Source organism: Clostridium sp. AF27-5AA, from assembly GCF_003478415.1.
Lineage (GTDB): Bacteria > Bacillota > Clostridia > Lachnospirales > Lachnospiraceae > Otoolea > Otoolea fessa.
This window is the reverse complement of the sequence record NZ_QUFH01000006.1, coordinates 88,175-105,842: the sequence shown is the minus strand read 5'-3', so window position 1 is coordinate 105,842 and position 17,668 is coordinate 88,175. Positions and strand designations below refer to the sequence as shown.

The window sequence follows — 17,668 nt, the reverse complement described above, 5'->3', positions numbered from 1 at the left end:
ATATCCACTTCCCTTCTGCAACGTATTAATGAATAGTCTTACTGAAGCGGCTCAACTACTTCCAAAAGCTCCGGAAGATCCATGCCAAGCTCTTTCAGGTGTGCAATTGTCGGAACGCCGTTTAAATTCCAGCCGCGCTTCGGATATACCGCATCAATCAGCTTCTCATATTCCCCTTCTCTGTACTTTCTGGTCGCAGCCATCTTTTCCTTTAAGGACATTTTTTCGACTTCTTCTTTTGTAAAACCAACCAGCTCTACCAGCTGACCATCGTAGCGCTCCTGACGGGACAGATATTCTTCTTCCGTAACCGGTCCCTGGGAGCGGTATGGAATCGCATCGTTCGCACGCAGTCCCTTGCCCAGACGAATGTTGAAAACACGCTGGAAATTGTAGACACGCTCGGACATTTTAATCATCTCATCCCTATCAATCTTGACCCCAGTAACACCATAATAAAGATCCAGATAGTTATCTACGTGCTCCGGTACCTTCGCCGGTTCATCGGTCAGGCTGTTGTCAGCCGGTACAATATCATTCCACGGCAGCTTGCAAAGTCCCAGAAGACCAAACCAGGTTCTAAACATCGGATAGTAATACAGCGCCTCCGCCTTATCCTCAAAGGTAGGGATCTGGTTATTTACCTGATCCATGAAAATCAGCCATGCCTCATCATGCTGCGGTCCCTTATTGGTCAGACCATAGCCGCCCTGCTGCGCCAAGGATTCTTTGGAAGCATACTCTGAATATTCAAGTCCCTTCTGTTCCATCGCAATATCATTCATGAAATCCATATCGCCCCAGCCCTGTGCTGCAAAATACTCTTTCTGCTTGTGGCTTCCAAGTGCCGCAATCTTGCCAAAGCCTTCGTTTCGCGCCATCTGGTGCAGCAGCTCCAGCTCCGCCTCTGCATTGCCCCATACAAGCTCCAGACCGCCGGTTCTCTCCTTATTCAGGATACCATTTTCATAGCATTCCATCAGGAAGGCAGTCATGGTGCCAAAGGAAATCGTATCAATGCCATATGTATCACAGTAGAAATTCACTTCCAGGATTACCTGCGGATCGGTTACACCGCAGTTCGGACCAACACCGGCTGCTGTCTCATACTCCGGACCATCCACACATACTTTATGTCCCTTATACGGACCTGTCTTTAATTCAAACTGATCGGCTGTTTTAGCACACGCCATCGAACATCCATACCAACATCCGTCCGCTCCGCCCTGGGTCAGCCATTTATTTCTCCATACCTCCGGTGCCATCTCATCGATTTTATCCGTTCCGCCATATTTATAATTGCGCGTCGGCAGAATATCATAATCGCTCATGATACGCAGGGAGTATGCTGTTCCGGATTTACGCATTGAATTCTGTTTGTCATCCTGTGTCGCCACCTCACGATGGAATTTCAGGCCATCCCGGTTCAGGATACTGATATCATATACATGGTTCAGATTTGCTTTTACGCCTTTAAAATGGCATACCAGCGCTTTAATGTGCTTGTCCGCAAAGACACGTCCGATACCACCACGTCCAGCCTGTTTTAAGCGGACTACATTTCTTTTCGGATCATAGAATGTAAAATTCAACATAGAGAGGTTGCAATGATCCGCCGCTGAACCAGAACATACGACCGCCACGTTTTTGCGATCATTGTCATCCTCCGCATACATGGTTGTCAGCTCTTCTCCCAGTACATGTGCATCTTTATGCTCTAACGGTGCTTTTTCAATTGAAACGGTTCCCTTATTGCCATCGATGACAATAATCACGTCTTCCTCCGCTTTTCCAGTCAGCTCGATCACATCAAATCCGGAGAATTTTAAGAATGGGCCAAAATATCCGCCGACGTTTGAATCAATCGGGATATCTGTCATCGGTGAAATGCTGCATACCAGGCATTTTCCAGTACCGCCGTACTGCGTAATTCCGGCAATCGGTCCTGCCGACATGGTAATGGCATTTTCCGGAGAGTTCCACTTTGTATCCGGCTTCGTTGCATCCCACAGATAACGCAGGCAATAACCTTTGCCGCCGGTAAATTTTTCTTTGACCTCCTGAGGAATGTCGATCATATCGATGGTGTTATCTGTCACATTGATTCGAAGGCGCTTATCCGTATATCCATGATACAGCGGCTTTGGCTCATATGTAACCTGATTGAGAACCGTGTGGGCCTCTTTCATTTTTTTGATTTCTTCCATATCTGCGTCCGCATAACGCGGAAGATCACACATTTTAATCATGCCTTTCTCCTCCCTTTACTCTTCTACCAGACGGATTGCTCCGGTCGGACATGCTTTTACGCACAATCCGCACGCCGTACATTTGGACGGCTCCAGATAATCATCACACTGTACCATAACATTCTCCGGACAGAATCCGACGCACATCAGACAGCCGGCACATTCTTTCTTATTCAGCCGGTAAACGCCTCTCGCATCCTCCGTAATCACACCTGTATTGCATACTTCAGAACATTTTCCACACTGTGTGCACACAGCAATATGATGGCTTCCATCCTCCTTGTCGGTAATGCGGATGCAGGATTTCATTGGATCCGAAACCTTGTAAAATGCCTTTGAACAGGCTTCTTCGCACTGGTGGCAGCCAATGCAGAGTGATTCATCTTTCTCTAATCGTCTCATCACAGTTCCTCCTTTTTGCCTAATTTCATTATTTCATCCGAAACAGATACATACCCGTCCCGAATCACTTCCAAAAATATGGCTCCTGCCGAAAGGCGGCAGAAAACTCCTTTTTCATGGTAAATACACTCTGGAAAACACTTTTTTCCATACCCGGAGACGCGGAACACCGCCCCTCCCGCCGCCAGAAGATCCCCCGTATTTAACTGGGTGGTATCTACTCCCTCCGTTATCAGGTTTGCCTTGTAGCGCCGGAAGCAGAGTCCCGGTTCTGTCTGCTTCTCCATCCAGTCCCGGGCTTCTCCCGCCAACAGCGAAGTCTGCCTTTCACCTCCCGCTGCATGCCGGTCACCCTCCATTCCGATCCCCCTTCGGAACCAGGCGCTCTCCACGGCTTCTCCCGGCTGTCCCCTCTGCCGGAACACATATAATTCACGCACAACTGCTCCCATCTAATCCCCTCTTTTATAAATATAAAATTTCTCCGGTTCTTGCCAGCCCATAACCACCGAGCTTCTCCACTCTCTCTGCAAACTCCCGGCTTTTCAAAACCGTCAGAAAATGCTGTACCGGTGGAAAATCCAGAAATCTGACTGGAATCGCAAAGTCATACTCTTCCCGTCCAATCTCAATAAAATCAAGTCCCATTGCCCTGGCTGCCGACTGGATTCCCATACCCGCGTCTGCATCGCCGCCGGACACGGCAGCCGCCACTGCCATATGCGTTGCCGCCTCTCTGTCATATCCGTGAATCTCTTCCGGTGAAATACCGGCTTCCTTCAGCTTATAATCAAAAAGGACTCTTGTCCCCGCTCCTCTCTGTCGGTTGACATAATTCAAACCACGCAAATCTTCAATTTCATGGATTCCAAGCGGATTTCCTTTTTTTACGATAATTCCCTGAATTCGCTCAACCCCCTTGACAAGTGCCATTTTTTCACCCGCAAACAGTTTTTTCAGGATCGCAATATTATATTCTCCTGTTTCTTCATCCAGCAGGTGGGTCGGAGCCAGATGCGCCTCTCCCCGCTTTAATGCCATTAAACCGCCCATACTGCCTACATGCGTACTGGAAAGGTAATTACCCGGGTACATACACGGCAGCAAATCTGCCATCACATCCAGAATCAGATCATGGCTTCCGATTGCCACTGCCGTACTTCCAATTTCCTCCAGGGAACGGTATAGCTCTACGTCAACGGTATCTCCCGCCTCGACCCCCTCGCTGTTCTGAGGAATCACACAGAATCCGTCTGCCCGCACCAGGCTCATTGCTGCTCCCGCCCCGCGCGCCAGTGGAGAAGCGACGAGCTTGTCACCCACTTCTCCTACCTTCACCCGCACATACTCTTTATGTTTCAGGGATGATACAAGGCGTTTGGATATGACAGCCCGCACCGTCGTGCCGCCTGTTTCTGTACGTCCTGCCAGTTTCTGCAGCACAGGAATCACAAAATTTTCAAAGTTGATATAGGCGGATACCGGATATCCCGGAAGTCCGATTACCGGTTTTCCATTGACAATCGCCAATATTACCGGTTTTCCCGGCTTGATTGCCACTCCGTGTACCAGAACCTCCCCCAACTCCCGAAGTACATGAACCGTAAAATCTTCAGTTCCTGCACTGGAGCCGGCATTGACAATCACCATGTCATAGTTTTCAACCGCCTCTGCCACCTTTGCTTTCAATGTTTCATATTCATCCGCAATCGGCGGAAAACGATGAGGCGCACCGCCATGTTCCGTTACCAGTGCCTCAAACACTCTCGAATTCGATTCGATGATGTCCCCATCCCTGGGTTCCTGTCCCGGCTCTATGATTTCGGTTCCCGTCGGAAAAATCGCTACCGACGGCTTTTTCAACACCTCAATCTCTGTAATTCCGCCAGACAGGAGAACACCTATATCAATCGGGCGTATCTCATGATAGCCGGGCATCAGCATCTCACCCGCTACGATATCTTCTCCGATCGGGCGCACATGCTGCCATGATGCAGCTGCATCCGTAATCTGCACCGAGCCATCCTCCTGCTCCAGCAGATCCTCCGCCATGATAACTGCATCGCATGGCGCGTGAATCGGATCGCCCGTATCCACCACTGTAAAATCTGTACCTGGATATAGGGTAAGTGGTTTCCGCTCCGATGCTCCTTTTGTTTTCTCTGCCTCAACCGCGATTCCATCCATCGCCGCCGCATTGTAAAGCGGGGAACAATATTTCGCATAGACTGCCTCTTTTGTAATCCGGTGCAGACTTTCCGTCACGGGAATCCATTCTGCCTTGGGGCTTAATAATTCCCCCAGTGCTTTCTGGTAAAGGGCTTTTGCCTCCTCCACCGGTGTATTATTCAGATATAAATTTCTCTTTCCCATCTCTGCCTCTATTCTGTTTCCATCAGGCTCTGCCGATCCTTTATCCTCCGCCGCCCTTCTGGAAGCAATTCATTTTAAAAACGGTACACCTTCACCTGCTCACCCTTCTTCAGCCCCTCCTGATTCATATCAATCAGAACGTAGCCGTCTGCCTCTGCCATCGTCGAAATCAAGCCTGATTTTCCAAATACCGGTTCTGCCTCCAGCCCCTGCGGAGCCATCTGAAGCTTTACCAGCAGGCAGGTTGTTTTTCCGGGTGCACCCGCCAGGTTCGTTGTCATAAAGGCTTCTAACGGAGGTTGATCCGGCTGACCGGTTACCTGCTTCCAGAGCCACACAAATAATAAGTGGAAAACAGCAAGCGCTGCTGCCGGATGCCCAGGAAGTCCTCCTAACAGCGTATGTTTCTCTTTATCATATCCCAGAATCGTCGGTTTTCCGGGTTTCAGTGCCAGCCCATGGGTAAATACTCCCTCCTTGGAGATGCGGTTTAATATCTCCATCGTCATATCTTTCTTTCCCTGGGAACTTCCTCCGGAGATCAGAATCAAATCACAGGCTTTGACCGCCTCCCTGATTTTCTCCTCTAAAAGTACCTCTTCATCCCTCACCGCCTCTGCCGAAACAAGCTCCAGACCTGTCTTCTTCACATAACAGGACAGCGCCCATGTATTAATATCCCGCACCTGCCCCGGTCCAGGAACCTGATCGATCCTGACCAGTTCGTCGCCCGTCGATAGAACTGCCACCTTCCACGGTTTAAAAACCGGAACCTGCACCACGCCAAGCGCTGCCAATGTTCCCGCCTGCGCCGGACCAATCCGGGTTCCCGCTTTAAGGACTATATCCCCGGTTTTTACATCTTCTCCCGGAAGCACGATGCATTTCCCATACGGAACATTTTCATACAGGGCAACCTCATCTGTTCCGAACCGTTCACTGTATTCTACCATCACCATGGCATCTGCCCCTTCCGGAACCATGCCGCCGGTCGGCACATAGGCGCAGGTACCCGGTTCAATCTTTGATACCGCCGGATGTCCTATCTCTACTTCTTCCAGCACCTTCAGAAAAACCGGGATACTTTCCGTTGCGCCCGCCGTGTCCTTGGAACAGACTGCATACCCGTCTACACTGGAACGGCGGAATGCCGGAATCATTTCCCCAGAGACAATATCTTCTGCTAAAATACGGTCAGATGCATCTGCAAGCGCGACCTGCTCCGTTTCTGGCAGGCATTCTTTTGCCGCTTTAAGCAGACGTTCCCGCGCCTGCGCCAGCGTATCAACTTTCAATAACTTCATAGTTCCTCCCTTGCGGCATGATTCTTCTTTGCGAAGGTACGCATCCACGCGAAGTGCTTTTGATTCATAGACCGCCCTCTCCGAATGAAACAAAAAAACGAATACAGAAAACATTCCGCTCTCTGTATCCGTTCCTGATGATGCAGTCTGCCTCTTATGGCTTTCTGCTGATATGCACTTACCTACATCAGGCTTTACTTGCGCTGGCGGAATTTACTGCCCTTTTCCAGAACTTCCGGATCTTCATCCCGGTCATCCGAGAGCTATTCCTTTCCAATGCATCGTCTGATGCGGGGAGGCACCCGCGTTTCCCCGGATACCCATTGGCTTTTCTTCCATCCTGTCAATCGGTTCACAGCTTAGGCAGAAAAGCTCGAAATCAACTCTGTATAACTGCCGCTCTCGTGCGACAATTCTCTTTTTCATGATTTTCTACCAGAAATTATACCACATTTTCACAAACTGTGTCAATCATCCCAAGCAAAACTCTTCCCATTTTTTTCATATTCAACGCAATCGCCTCGCATTTATATTCATAATTCTGAATTTTTTTCATTTTCACGATATGAAACCTCCGTATCTGCCAGATATCGGCGGATGGACGGATGCGACGGGTGAAGAAGGATTTCTTCCGGTGTTCCGGACACCAGAACATTTCCCTGCTCCATAAAATGTACCTGGTCACAAATCTTGCGGACATGCACCAGCTGATGGCTGATTAGCAGCCATGTCATCTTATTTTTCGTCTGCTGCTCCCGCATCAGCTGTTCAAACAATTCTGTACTGTCAGGATCCAGGTTGGAAAGCGTTTCATCAACAATCACAAACGCAGGGTCAAATACCAGCGCCCTGATAAATGATAATTTCTGCTGTTCTCCGCTGCTCAGGGAACGAGCATACTGATTTTTTTTCTGCAAAAGCCCACATCGTTCCAGCCAGGCATCCATCTTCGCCTCATCTGGGCGAATTCCCCGTATTTTCAGCGGATAGATCAGGTTCTGATACACCGTATCATGCAAAAGATACGGTCTCTGTGTTGTCATCGTAATATCCCGGGGTGTCAGTCCCTCGTAATCAATCCTCCCGTCATCCGGAACCAATATCCCCTGTATCAGCTTGGAAAGAGTTGTTTTTCCGCAGCCATTGGTTCCTATCAGACCATGAACTTTCCCGCTCTCCAGATACAGTTCCTCGATTTGAAGCGTAAACTGACCTATCTTCTTTTGCAGCTTAGAGATTTTCATCCGGTGTCTCCTCCTGTCTGAAATGTTCTGCCAATGTCTGTACCGCAAATGCCAGAAGCATCAGGATCACTCCCAAAAATACCCCTTCATAATAATCGCCTGCACCTTTCAGGGTTGAAATCGCAGTTGTCATTGTCCGGGTACTGTTTTTTATATTTCCACCTACCAGAAAAACCGCCCCAACCTCACTGATGGAACGCCCATATCCAGATACAACCGCAAAATAAATTTCATTTTTCATTTCACGCAGCAGAAGCCGCGCGGTCTGATTCCGGTCAGCTCCCATCGTCCTGGCAAACGCCCGGATCGAAGGTGCCGTGCGGATCGCATATGAATATACCATTCCACAGACAATCGGAGTGATGATCAGAACCTGGGCTGCCACCATTCCTTTGATCGTAAATACCCATCGAAGCGCCCCAAACGGACCCTTTTTTCTCAAAAGCATATATGTGAGCAATCCGATGACGACCGGAGGTGCTCCCATCAAGGTCCGGTTCACGCGGACTACCAGCTTTTTTCCTGGAAATTTCGTCTGCTCCAGCACAAGTCCCAGAAAAATTCCAAGCATGGACGCAATCAAGGTTGACCAGAAAGACATCACCAGCGTTACCCGGATAGAATCTATCACTCCGACCGTACCAAAAAATTTTGAAAACAGGTTTCCCATATTTTTTCTCCCAGCATATCCACTGAAACACCTTATGTTCTGCAGGCGTTCTCATTTTCTCAATTCTTAATGACAGAAAACCGGAAAAAGTGCATCCTCCCTTCTCCGGTTTCCTGTTTATACATTATAAATTCTGCAAGGTTCAACTGCCTGCTTTATTCGTTTAAATACGCTAATTCCAGCACTACCACATATCATCCGGCAGTATTCTACTTCTGCTCTGCATTCGGGAAGAATAACGGCTCGCCGTACTCCTCTACGCCGTATTCACCGATCAGAGTCTGGATTTCCGGAGAACAGATCCACTTGATAAACGTATTCGCCGCCTCGTTGTTGACATCCGGATATTTCTCCGGATTTACTGCGATAACGCCGTACTGGTTTAAAAGTTCCTTGCTGCCTTCACATACAATATCCATATCCGGGAAATCTGCCTTCTTGGCAAGCCAGGTACCACGGTCAGACAGGCAGTAGCCGCCTTTTTCATCTGCCATCGCCAGTGTATCAGCCATTCCAGCGCCTGCCGATACATAGTTTGGATTGCTCTCATAATCTGTAATTCCCAGCTTCTCCCAGATTCCGGTCTCCTTGTTATGGGTACCAGAGTTGTCTCCACGGGACACAAATGTCAGCTGCTCGTCCATGATCTGTTTAAATGCAGCGTTGATATCATCCGTCTTTGCAATCGGACCATCCTTCGGTCCTACGATCACGAAATCATTATACATAACCTGGAAGCGCTCTACACCGTAGCCGCTCTCCACGAATTCTTCTTCTTTTGCTTTGGAATGAACCAGTATCACATCGACTTCACCATCTTTTGCTTTCTGAATCGCATCACCGGTTCCTACTGCCGTCCACTGTAAGTCAATACCTGTATCCTCTAAAAAGATTGGCTTTAAGTAATCCAGAAGACCCGTATTATCGGTACTGGTCGTCGTTGCCATCAGAAGCGTCTCTCCGGATGCTTCCTTGGTCTCCTCTGCACTGCTTTCCTCAGCAGCCTCTGCGGTTGTCTCTGCGGCGCTTTCCGCCTCCGTCGTCTCTTTTGCACTTCCAGAGCAGGCTGTCATAGACAATGCTGTCATAGCCGCCATTGCTAATGCAATGATTCTGTTTGTCTTCTTCATAAAATTGTTCTTCTCCCTTCTTTTGTTTAAGAATACGCTGAAAAACATTTCATCGGAACGAGACTCTGGCAGAGGATGCGCCGCCTTTTACCAGCTGCCTTTCTTCCTAATAAGCAGCAGGTCCTACTTCTCTTTCCAATGCATTTCTTTCCAAATGCGGGAGGCATCCGAGTTTCCCCTGATACCCATTGGCTGTAAACCCTGACAATATACTGTGTTAGGTTTTTCAGCTCGAAATATAGTTTTCCTGGCTTCTGCTGTCCGGGTTCTTCTAATACTTCCCGAAACATCCTTATACATTTTTACTATACCATGTCAAAATTCTTCTTGTCAACCGGGCAACTTTCACATAAGCGAAATTTTTTCATTTTTTCAAGCTTCTTATTTATTTTGTCTTTTGTTTTCTACTGCTCTTTTCTACTGTTATTCTGGATTTTTAGTCTTTTTTCACTTCTATCTTGATTTTCCCTTTTCATATTTGTGCGATGCCCTTTTAACTGTGCTTAATTTTTTGTTTTTGTTTTATATATTATGAATATTCAAACCATTCTATCTTTTCTACAATTTTCACTTTCTTTTCATGCATAATATCCTCACTTTTGCCGATTGTAAGCCCCCATTTTCTATGATATCTTATATGTTATATTAATTTTCTTTTATAGCCATTCCGCATTCCGCTTGTTTTAGCGTAATCGGATGATTATTTTTCAGATTCGTCTGTTAAAAATTAAATTAATACATTTTTTTCAATTTACTCTTGTATTCTTGAGTTGGTTGTAGTATTATAGACTCAGAACTAGAACACAGTCTAGTTTTTGCAAAGGAGGGGGAAAGGATGGCAGAAACTCCTTACATATTTAACATCCAGAAATTTTCAACGCACGACGGCGATGGTGTCCGCACCACGATTTTCTTCAAGGGATGTCCCTTACGCTGTATGTGGTGCCACAACCCGGAGAGTCAGCATTATTATAAGGAACTGATTTTTCATCATCACAAATGTACCGCCTGTGGTCGATGTGTTGCAAAATGTAAACAGGGAGCCAATTCCATCGTAGACGGCAAGATTGTATTTGACCGTTCCAAGTGTACCGCCTGCGGCGTCTGTACCGACTGGTGCATCACAGAGGCCCGGGAGTTAGCCGGTAAGGAATACACGGTAGATGCACTCGTCAAGGAAGCGATGAAGGACAAAATCTTCTATGAGCAGTCCGGCGGCGGTGTGACACTCTCCGGTGGCGAGGTTATGGCATCCCAGCATATGGACTATGTGGAAGAGGTCTGTCGCAAGCTCCATGAGAACGGTGTCAGCGTTTTCATCGACACCAGCGGCTACACAGACTATGAGAATCTGAAGCGGATTCTTCCTTATGTAGATGTTTTTCTCTACGACATCAAAGTGATGGATCCGGAAGACCACAAGAAGTATATTGGCGTTGACAATTCACTGATTCTAGAGAACTTAAAGAAATTAAGTGATGAAGGCGCAGGTCTTTATATCCGGCTTCCGATTATCCAGCAGGTCAACGCAACCGATGAACACATTGAAAGTGTCATCCATTTCCTGAAAGAAAACAATATTCACGCACGTCAGGTAAACCTTTTACCTTATCATGACATCGGAAAGGGTAAATACGCCAGCCTCGACATGGAGTACCATGATGATGAGATGAGCGTACCGGTGTCCGAGCTTATGGAACACTTTAAGTCCATGTTCGAAGAACAGGGCTTCAACAAAGTCAATATAGGAGGATGATTTAAATGGCAGAGAAAATTGATACTTCATTCGTAATCAACACACCAGAAGGTCTGTTAAAAGACAACGACCGCGGATGTACCGAAAGAATTAAAAGACTGAGAAGACTCAGCCACTCTACCCAGCCGCATCTGGATCTGGAAAGAGCCAAAATTGAAACCGATGTTTACAAAGAGTACGAAGGTTCCGTATCTGTACCGGTTTTAAGAGCTCTCGTTCTGAAAGAGTACTTCTCTAAGAAAACTCTTTACTTAGGCGATGATGAGCTGTTAGTTGGTGAGAAGGGTAAAGACCCGCAGTGTTCACCGACTTTCCCGGAGCTGTGCTGTCATACCATCGAAGATATGCACATTATGAATGATCGTAAACTGGTTAACTTCACCGTTACCGAAGACGATCTGAAGCTTCAGGAAGAAGAGATCATTCCGTACTGGAAGAACCGTGCAGTCAGAGAGCATCTCTTAAAAGCTATGACCCAGGAATGGAGAGACTGCTATGAGGTTGGTATGTTCACCGAGTTCATGGAGCAGCGTGGACCGGGTCATACAGCCGGCGGCAAAAACTTCTACATCAAGGGCTACGGCGACTACAAGAAAGAGATCGAGCAGGCTATCAAAGAGCTTGACTACTTCAATGATCCGGAAGCTTATGACAAAGAGCAGGAACTTCGCGCTATGGATATCTGCTGCGATGCTATCATTATCTTAGGTAAGAGATATCACGATCTGGCTCTTGAGAAAGCTGCTAAGGAGAAGGATCCGGTCAGAAAAGCAGAGCTCGAGCAGATCGCAGCTAACTGTGCGGTTGTTCCGGAGCACAAACCGGAGACCTACTGGCAGGCACTTCAGATGTACTGGTTTACACACCTTGGTGTTACAACCGAGTTAAACCCGTGGGATGCATTTACACCGGGTCGTCTGGATCAGCATCTGATTCCGTTCTATGAGAAAGATACTGCTGCAGGTACTCTGGATGATACAAGAGCTCTTGAGCTTCTTGAGTGCCTCTGGGTTAAACTGTTCAACTCTCCGGCTCCGGTTAAGGTTGGCGTAACCTTAAAAGAGTCCGGTACATACGTAGACTTCGCAAACATCAACTCCGGCGGTGTGAAGGAAGATGGTACTGATGCAGTTAACGCTGTTTCTTACTTAATCCTTGACTGTATGGAAGATATGAGACAGAACCAGCCGAACTCCAACGTACAGATTTCCAAAGTTACTCCGGATAAGTTCTTAAAGAGAGCTTGCGAGATCGCTCGTCAGGGCTGGGGTCAACCGGCATTCTACAATACCGATGAGCTGATTCAGGAGCTGGTAAATCAGGGCAAATCTCTGGTAGATGCAAGAAACGCTGGATGCTCCGGATGTGTTGAGACAGGTGCCTGGGGAACCGAGGCTTACTGGCTGACCGGTTACTTAAACATCCCGAAGTGCTTACAGCTCGCTCTGTATGATGGCTACGATGTAATGTTCAAAAAACAGATCGGACCGCACACCGGCAAGGCAGAAGACTTCAAATCCTACGACGAACTGTGGAACGCATTCAAGACACAGCTTGAGTACATCATTGATGTTAAGATGCGCGGCAACCTGGTTATCGAGAGAATTTACGCAGAAATGATGCCGGCTCCGTTCCTTTCCATCTGTACCGATGACTGTATCAAGAAAGGTAAAGACTACAACGCAGGCGGTGCAAGATACAACACAAGCTATATCCAGGGTGTTGGTATCGGAACCATTTCCGATGCACTTTCCTCTATCAAGTTCAACGTATTTGACAATCAGAAGTTTACCATGAAAGAACTCATCGACGCTATGAATGACGACTTCAAGGGTCATGAGGATATCCTGAACCTGGTTAAGAATAAGACTCCGAAATACGGCAACGATGATGATTATGCAGATGACATCATGGTAAGCGTATTCAACGAGTACAAAGATTATATCACCGGCAGACCTACCACCAGAGGCGGTGTATATCATGTAGATATGCTTCCGACCACCTGCCACGTATACTTCGGTGATGTTATGATCGCAAGCCCGAACGGACGTCTGGCACATATCCCGCTGTCTGAGGGTATTTCCCCAGAAAAAGGCGCTGATATCAACGGACCGACCGCAGTTGTTAAATCCTGCTCCAAGATGAATCACTGTGAGACCGGCGGTACTCTGCTGAACCAGAAGTTTACTCCGGCTGCTATCGCAGGCGAGAAGGGTATTGACAACCTGGCTGCTCTGATTCGTTCCTACTTCGCTATGAACGGACATCATATGCAGTTCAACGTTATCGACCGCCAGACTCTGATTGAAGCTCAGAAGAACCCGGAGGAATACAAAGAACTGATCGTCCGCGTAGCCGGATACAGTGACTACTTCCGTAACCTGGATAAACCGCTTCAGAACGAGATCATTGAGAGAACCGAGCAGAGCTTTGGAGGCTGTGGCTGCTGTTAATTGCTCGCAACCGTTTTACAACTCTAAAAGTCTTCATTGCATCATATTAATACCTTCTATGAAAATGATATAGCCCCAAAAGGGCGGAAAGCCCCGGCAGCGAAACTGCCGGGGCTTTCTTATTTCTTTCTTTTTCTATCTATCTTCCCATTCTTATCGCAATATCCGATTCCTTACTGTACTTCCTGTCCAGCTCTACTCTGCTATCATTTTTGACCTTCTCAAACAAATAACCGCCAGGGCAACTGCCAGTCCGCCTGACAGCACCTTGCTGATCATATAGGCTGTTACCCAGTTTCCCGGTATCAGGGATGCTACGAAGGTCATCTGACCGCCTACCACATAGGCGCCTGCAACAGAGAAAGCGGCGTTTAATACTTTTCCGCGCTTATCCATCTTGGAAAACAACTGCAGCATCGCAAGGCTCTGTATAAAGGAAAGGAACAGTCCGACAACTGCCTCCTCATTGATACCCAGAACCGCCCCGATACGCTGGATCGGCTTTTGGAGACGTTTTAACGCCACCTGCGACAGCACCAGACCGCCGCACGCTGCGATGACCATACGGAGTACCATAAAAAGCATTTCCTCAATCAAGGCATCCTCGACAACCGCATACTTCGGCATGAAAATTCCGAAGACTGCCACACCAAACAGGAGAAAACTAAAAATACGGATCGCATTTCCGAGGAAAATCATGATCTTCATCGTCAGCGCCGGAACCAGCACAAATGCCGCAATCAGCACCATGCACAGCACCAGCACCGGGATCATATTAAAAAAGAGCTGACGGACAGGCAGACCCAGCATCAGACCTCCGACCGCCAGACCAGACGGTATGGCAATCAGCCCGAAGATGAATCCCCGCATCAGCTCTCCTATTTCATCTTTTCGAACGGCTGCCAGAAAGACCGGCAACTGGTATCCGACCGTCATACCCAGACTGCCTGCTACCATCGCACCGGTAAATGCCGCCAGCGCCGGTGTCGCCGCCAGCTTCTGTGCCATGCCAAGCGCCCCCATATCCGGCGCCAGAAGGCAGCTTGGAATGAGCGCCGGATCAAATGGCATATGCTTTGCCGCCTCCGCAATCGCTTCCGCATGCGTCTGCACATATGTAACTCCGATCGCATAAAATCCGACCGTGGACATCGCCAGACCGCCCATCGTGGCAAGCCCCTTTTCAAAGTTCGGCATCAGCCCCAGCTTTCCTCCCAGTATCTCATCCAAAAGCCCGGCTGCCGCAAATACAAGCATGATCGCAATGAATATGTTCATAAGACCTACCTCCCAGCTTTTCCCTATTTCTCTATTCCCCTGTTTTCACTTATTTTCCCTCTATCAGACACATTTCTCTGTCAATCACAATTCTTTTTTACCTCGCCAGCAACTGTATCAGCACGCCCCCGATCGTCAGCATCAGTGCCCCGCAGGAACGCGTCACAATCTGTGCAAATGGAAGCAGTTCCATCCGTTTCGAACTGCTGAGCACCGCCACATTTCCGGAACCGCCCATGTTCGTCGTACACATCCCCGCTGCGATCGATGATTCCAGCGGATAAAATCCCATCTTGATGCCGATCAATCCGGCGGTCAGTGTGATCGCCCCGACAATCAGCACAACACTGAGCAGATAAAATGGAGTGATCGTGTGTAAAATCGTCTTTAAATCAATCAGTGTCGCCCCGATTCCGGTCAGCGCCGCCGCTGTCCAGCTGTGGATCGCGAACTGTCCCCACTCTCTCGCCGCGTCCTCCAGGCGCTCTGAAAGGATTCCCGTTCCCTTCACAATCACAACTGCTACAATCATCCACGCATACGTCGGTACAATCGAAATAAAATGATGGCAGAGCGCCCCCAGTTCATAAAATGCCATTGAAATGATAAGCCCCGTACATAAGAGTGCGAAGGTCGGTTTCATCGGAGGCTGTTTCTTCACTTCGTGACCGTCATTGACAAGGCAGCCATTTCCGGTCAGGGATGGCTTTCGCTCGCCGATATTATTGGCTAAACCGCCAAAAATGATCGCCACACAATTTCCCAGCACCGTCGCCGGTGCGATCCGCGTCAGGATCTGTCCGGCGTCCGTCCCCAGAACCGACGAATACATTGCCGACAGAGGCACTGCTCCCGCCGTCATGCCGCCGCTCGTCATCGGAATACCGATATACAGGATGCCTTCCAGAAAACTATCCCCCATCACCATACCGAGCAGACCTGAAAGTATCACGCCGACTGCCAGCGATATGACAGCTGTCGGAAGCAGTTTCACCGTTGCGCGGATCAGAAGCCCGCGGTCGATATTGAAAAGACTTCCTGTGATCAGCGCTGAGATATAGAAGACCAGAAATCCTTCTTTGTTGACAAAATTGTCCAGGATCTCATGCGTCTGCTCCGGAATCAGCCCCAGCGCCTGGATGACCGCCGCCCCCAGAATACAGATGACCGAGCCGCCCAGGTACGTTTTCACAACCGGTGTATGATTTCCTAAAAAATTGAGTCCCTCGCCTAGCACCATCAGCGCAATCATGCCGCCGACCAAGCCTGCCGGAAGACAGTCCATATACATACAGACCACCACCAGCGCCAGGATGCCTAGATACAGAGGGATGGAAAAACCAGCGATCGTATTAGCTTTGCCAGATATTTCTTTCCTCTCTTGCTGCATTTTTCATTTCACCTCTGAGTATTAATTTCTTCCACAACACTTCTTATATTTCTTCCCAGATCCGCAAGGACACGGATCATTCGGATAAATCTTCTCCACCTTTTTCGCGGTTACCGGTGCTGGCTGGGACATTTCCGGCACCATCGCCGGCATGCCGCCGATCATACCTCTCTCACTTAATTCCCACGGTTTATTTCCGCGGTTTTCTTTTGTTCTCGTATTGTTGAACGCATCCATGAGAAGTCTTAAAAATTCGCCCATCTGCTGCTCGCTCTGGAAGACAATCCCTTCTTCATGCATCTTATTCATCAGTTCTGCCGGTGATTTTCCTTCATAGCTGCTGGTCCACGTCTCAAAGCACCATCTAGCCGCTTTCTCATACGGCACATCCAATTTTTTTATGAAATAGGACTCCAACTCCTTATAAGCCAGCGCACCTGCCTCATACCCTTTCTGACAGATTTCATCCAACTGCTGTGCAGACGGAATATAGAATTTTTTATTCTGCTGCTGTTTCAACAAAGCAGTGAATCCATCCCCCTCAAAAACTGGAAGATGTACATACAAGCCTCTCTCGGAATAAAGCGGATTCTCTTTCGGCAGGTCCTGCATTCCCAGTTTCTCCATCGGGAAAATGCAGGATTCTGTGATGTCCTCCGGCATTTCCTCCAGCATCCCGATCATTTCTTCGATCGTGCCTTTCACCTTCAATTTGTACAGTTCATACAAAATTTCCAGCGGCGCAATCTCATAATAATCGATAAAGAAGCTGATACACTTCATCAGCCAGCCTTTTTTACTCTGAACCGCCCGGAATGCCTCGTCGTCAATCCCGCTAAACCTCTGTGCAATCTCTTCAAAGACAGTGAAGCAGTCACTCACCTCCTCAAAACTTCCAAGTACGTATTTATATAACTGCATTCCATCCATGATCTCTTCTGCAGAAATTTTCTGTGGCTCGGTACAGGCTTTGCAAAAAAGCACCATCTGCTCTTTCGTCAGGCATGAAAGTCTGCCCCGGAGTGCCTCTTCCGTCGTTAAATATTCTACAATTCGGTCAACCAGGTCATCCTTTTTAAGCCGGGAACAGTTCTTTAACTCGTAGCTTCTTGCTTCGTTTAATAAGTCTTCTTTGGTCCATTCTTTTAAATATTCTCTTAATAACATACCATTTCCTTTTCTCATCTTACATCGTTTCATGCTTCTCTTCATATTTTTTTATTATACTTTTAAATGCACATGGATTGCAAGATATATCGTTACATATTTCTGCTTCGCGCGAGTGCGCATCATTGGCATTACACAAAAATACAGCCTGTCTCCAAGCTTCTCAGGAAACAGACTGTATCGATTAAGGATTATGGTACATAAAGGATTGTCGTAACTGTTCAGTAGGTCTGCGCTTTACTGCGCTGACCG

At 47.9% G+C, this 17,668-nt stretch carries 13 protein-coding genes and 2 riboswitches; of the genes, 2 read left to right on the top strand and 11 right to left on the bottom strand.

Features of this window, described 5'->3' with window-relative positions; all coding sequences use genetic code 11:
• Positions 1-38: 38 nt before the first annotated feature.
• From DWY89_RS08120 to DWY89_RS08085, 8 genes are all read right to left on the bottom strand, one after another.
• A complete protein-coding gene (locus DWY89_RS08120) occupies positions 39-2,249 on the bottom strand; it encodes an aldehyde ferredoxin oxidoreductase C-terminal domain-containing protein (RefSeq protein WP_207663376.1) in 2,211 nt (736 codons plus the stop codon).
• 15 nt (positions 2,250-2,264) lie between these two features.
• On the bottom strand, positions 2,265-2,651 hold the full coding sequence (locus DWY89_RS08115) for a 4Fe-4S binding protein (RefSeq protein WP_022360326.1): 387 nt from the start codon (positions 2,649-2,651) through the stop codon (positions 2,265-2,267).
• Positions 2,651-3,103, bottom strand: coding sequence for a hypothetical protein (locus DWY89_RS08110; RefSeq protein WP_118523286.1), 453 nt, complete (start codon positions 3,101-3,103; stop codon positions 2,651-2,653). Before DWY89_RS08110 ends, DWY89_RS08115 begins: the two co-directional genes overlap by 1 nt.
• 13 nt (positions 3,104-3,116) lie before the next feature.
• Positions 3,117-5,024 (bottom strand): molybdopterin biosynthesis protein, encoded by a 1,908-nt coding sequence (locus DWY89_RS08105; protein WP_118523287.1) that lies wholly within the window; start codon positions 5,022-5,024, stop codon positions 3,117-3,119.
• Positions 5,025-5,098: 74 nt separating this feature from the next.
• The gene (gene glp / locus DWY89_RS08100) at positions 5,099-6,328 is read right to left on the bottom strand and encodes a gephyrin-like molybdotransferase Glp (RefSeq protein ID WP_118523330.1); all 1,230 of its coding nucleotides are present in this window, start codon (positions 6,326-6,328) and stop codon (positions 5,099-5,101) included.
• A 250-nt stretch (positions 6,329-6,578) separates the two neighbouring features.
• A riboswitch (molybdenum cofactor riboswitch) is annotated at positions 6,579-6,719 on the bottom strand.
• A gap of 142 nt (positions 6,720-6,861) precedes the next feature.
• Positions 6,862-7,572: an ABC transporter ATP-binding protein gene (locus tag DWY89_RS08095; RefSeq protein ID WP_118523288.1), complete on the bottom strand. Its 711-nt coding sequence runs from the start codon at positions 7,570-7,572 to the stop codon at positions 6,862-6,864.
• Positions 7,559-8,242, bottom strand: coding sequence for an ABC transporter permease (locus tag DWY89_RS08090; RefSeq protein WP_118523289.1), 684 nt, complete (start codon positions 8,240-8,242; stop codon positions 7,559-7,561). Before DWY89_RS08090 ends, DWY89_RS08095 begins: the two co-directional genes overlap by 14 nt.
• Before the next feature lie 209 nt (positions 8,243-8,451).
• Positions 8,452-9,372 (bottom strand): substrate-binding domain-containing protein, encoded by a 921-nt coding sequence (locus DWY89_RS08085; RefSeq protein ID WP_118524583.1) that lies wholly within the window; start codon positions 9,370-9,372, stop codon positions 8,452-8,454.
• 127 nt (positions 9,373-9,499) lie between these two features.
• A riboswitch (molybdenum cofactor riboswitch) is annotated at positions 9,500-9,621 on the bottom strand.
• Positions 9,622-10,207: 586 nt separating this feature from the next.
• Between DWY89_RS08085 and DWY89_RS08080 the strand changes: the two genes are divergently transcribed.
• Complete coding sequence (locus DWY89_RS08080; protein ID WP_118523290.1) at positions 10,208-11,128, top strand: trans-4-hydroxy-L-proline dehydratase activase; 921 nt, start codon at positions 10,208-10,210, stop codon at positions 11,126-11,128.
• 5 nt (positions 11,129-11,133) lie between these two features.
• Positions 11,134-13,581 carry a trans-4-hydroxy-L-proline dehydratase gene (hypD, locus tag DWY89_RS08075; RefSeq protein WP_118523291.1) on the top strand — a complete coding sequence of 816 codons (2,448 nt, stop codon included), beginning with the start codon at positions 11,134-11,136 and terminating at the stop codon, positions 13,579-13,581.
• A 195-nt stretch (positions 13,582-13,776) separates the two neighbouring features.
• Here hypD and DWY89_RS08070 read toward each other — a convergent pair whose 3' ends face one another.
• The 3 genes from DWY89_RS08070 to DWY89_RS08060 all read right to left on the bottom strand — a co-directional run bounded on the left by DWY89_RS08070 (position 13,777) and on the right by DWY89_RS08060 (position 17,416).
• Entirely contained in the window at positions 13,777-14,859 is a 1,083-nt protein-coding gene (locus tag DWY89_RS08070; RefSeq protein ID WP_118524578.1) for an ethanolamine utilization protein EutH, read from the bottom strand.
• Between the two features lie 97 nt (positions 14,860-14,956).
• The gene (locus tag DWY89_RS08065; protein ID WP_118523293.1) at positions 14,957-16,249 is read right to left on the bottom strand and encodes a 2-hydroxycarboxylate transporter family protein; all 1,293 of its coding nucleotides are present in this window, start codon (positions 16,247-16,249) and stop codon (positions 14,957-14,959) included.
• A 21-nt stretch (positions 16,250-16,270) separates the two neighbouring features.
• Positions 16,271-17,416, bottom strand: coding sequence for a Rho termination factor N-terminal domain-containing protein (locus tag DWY89_RS08060; protein WP_182434538.1), 1,146 nt, complete (start codon positions 17,414-17,416; stop codon positions 16,271-16,273).
• Positions 17,417-17,668: the final 252 nt, after the last annotated feature.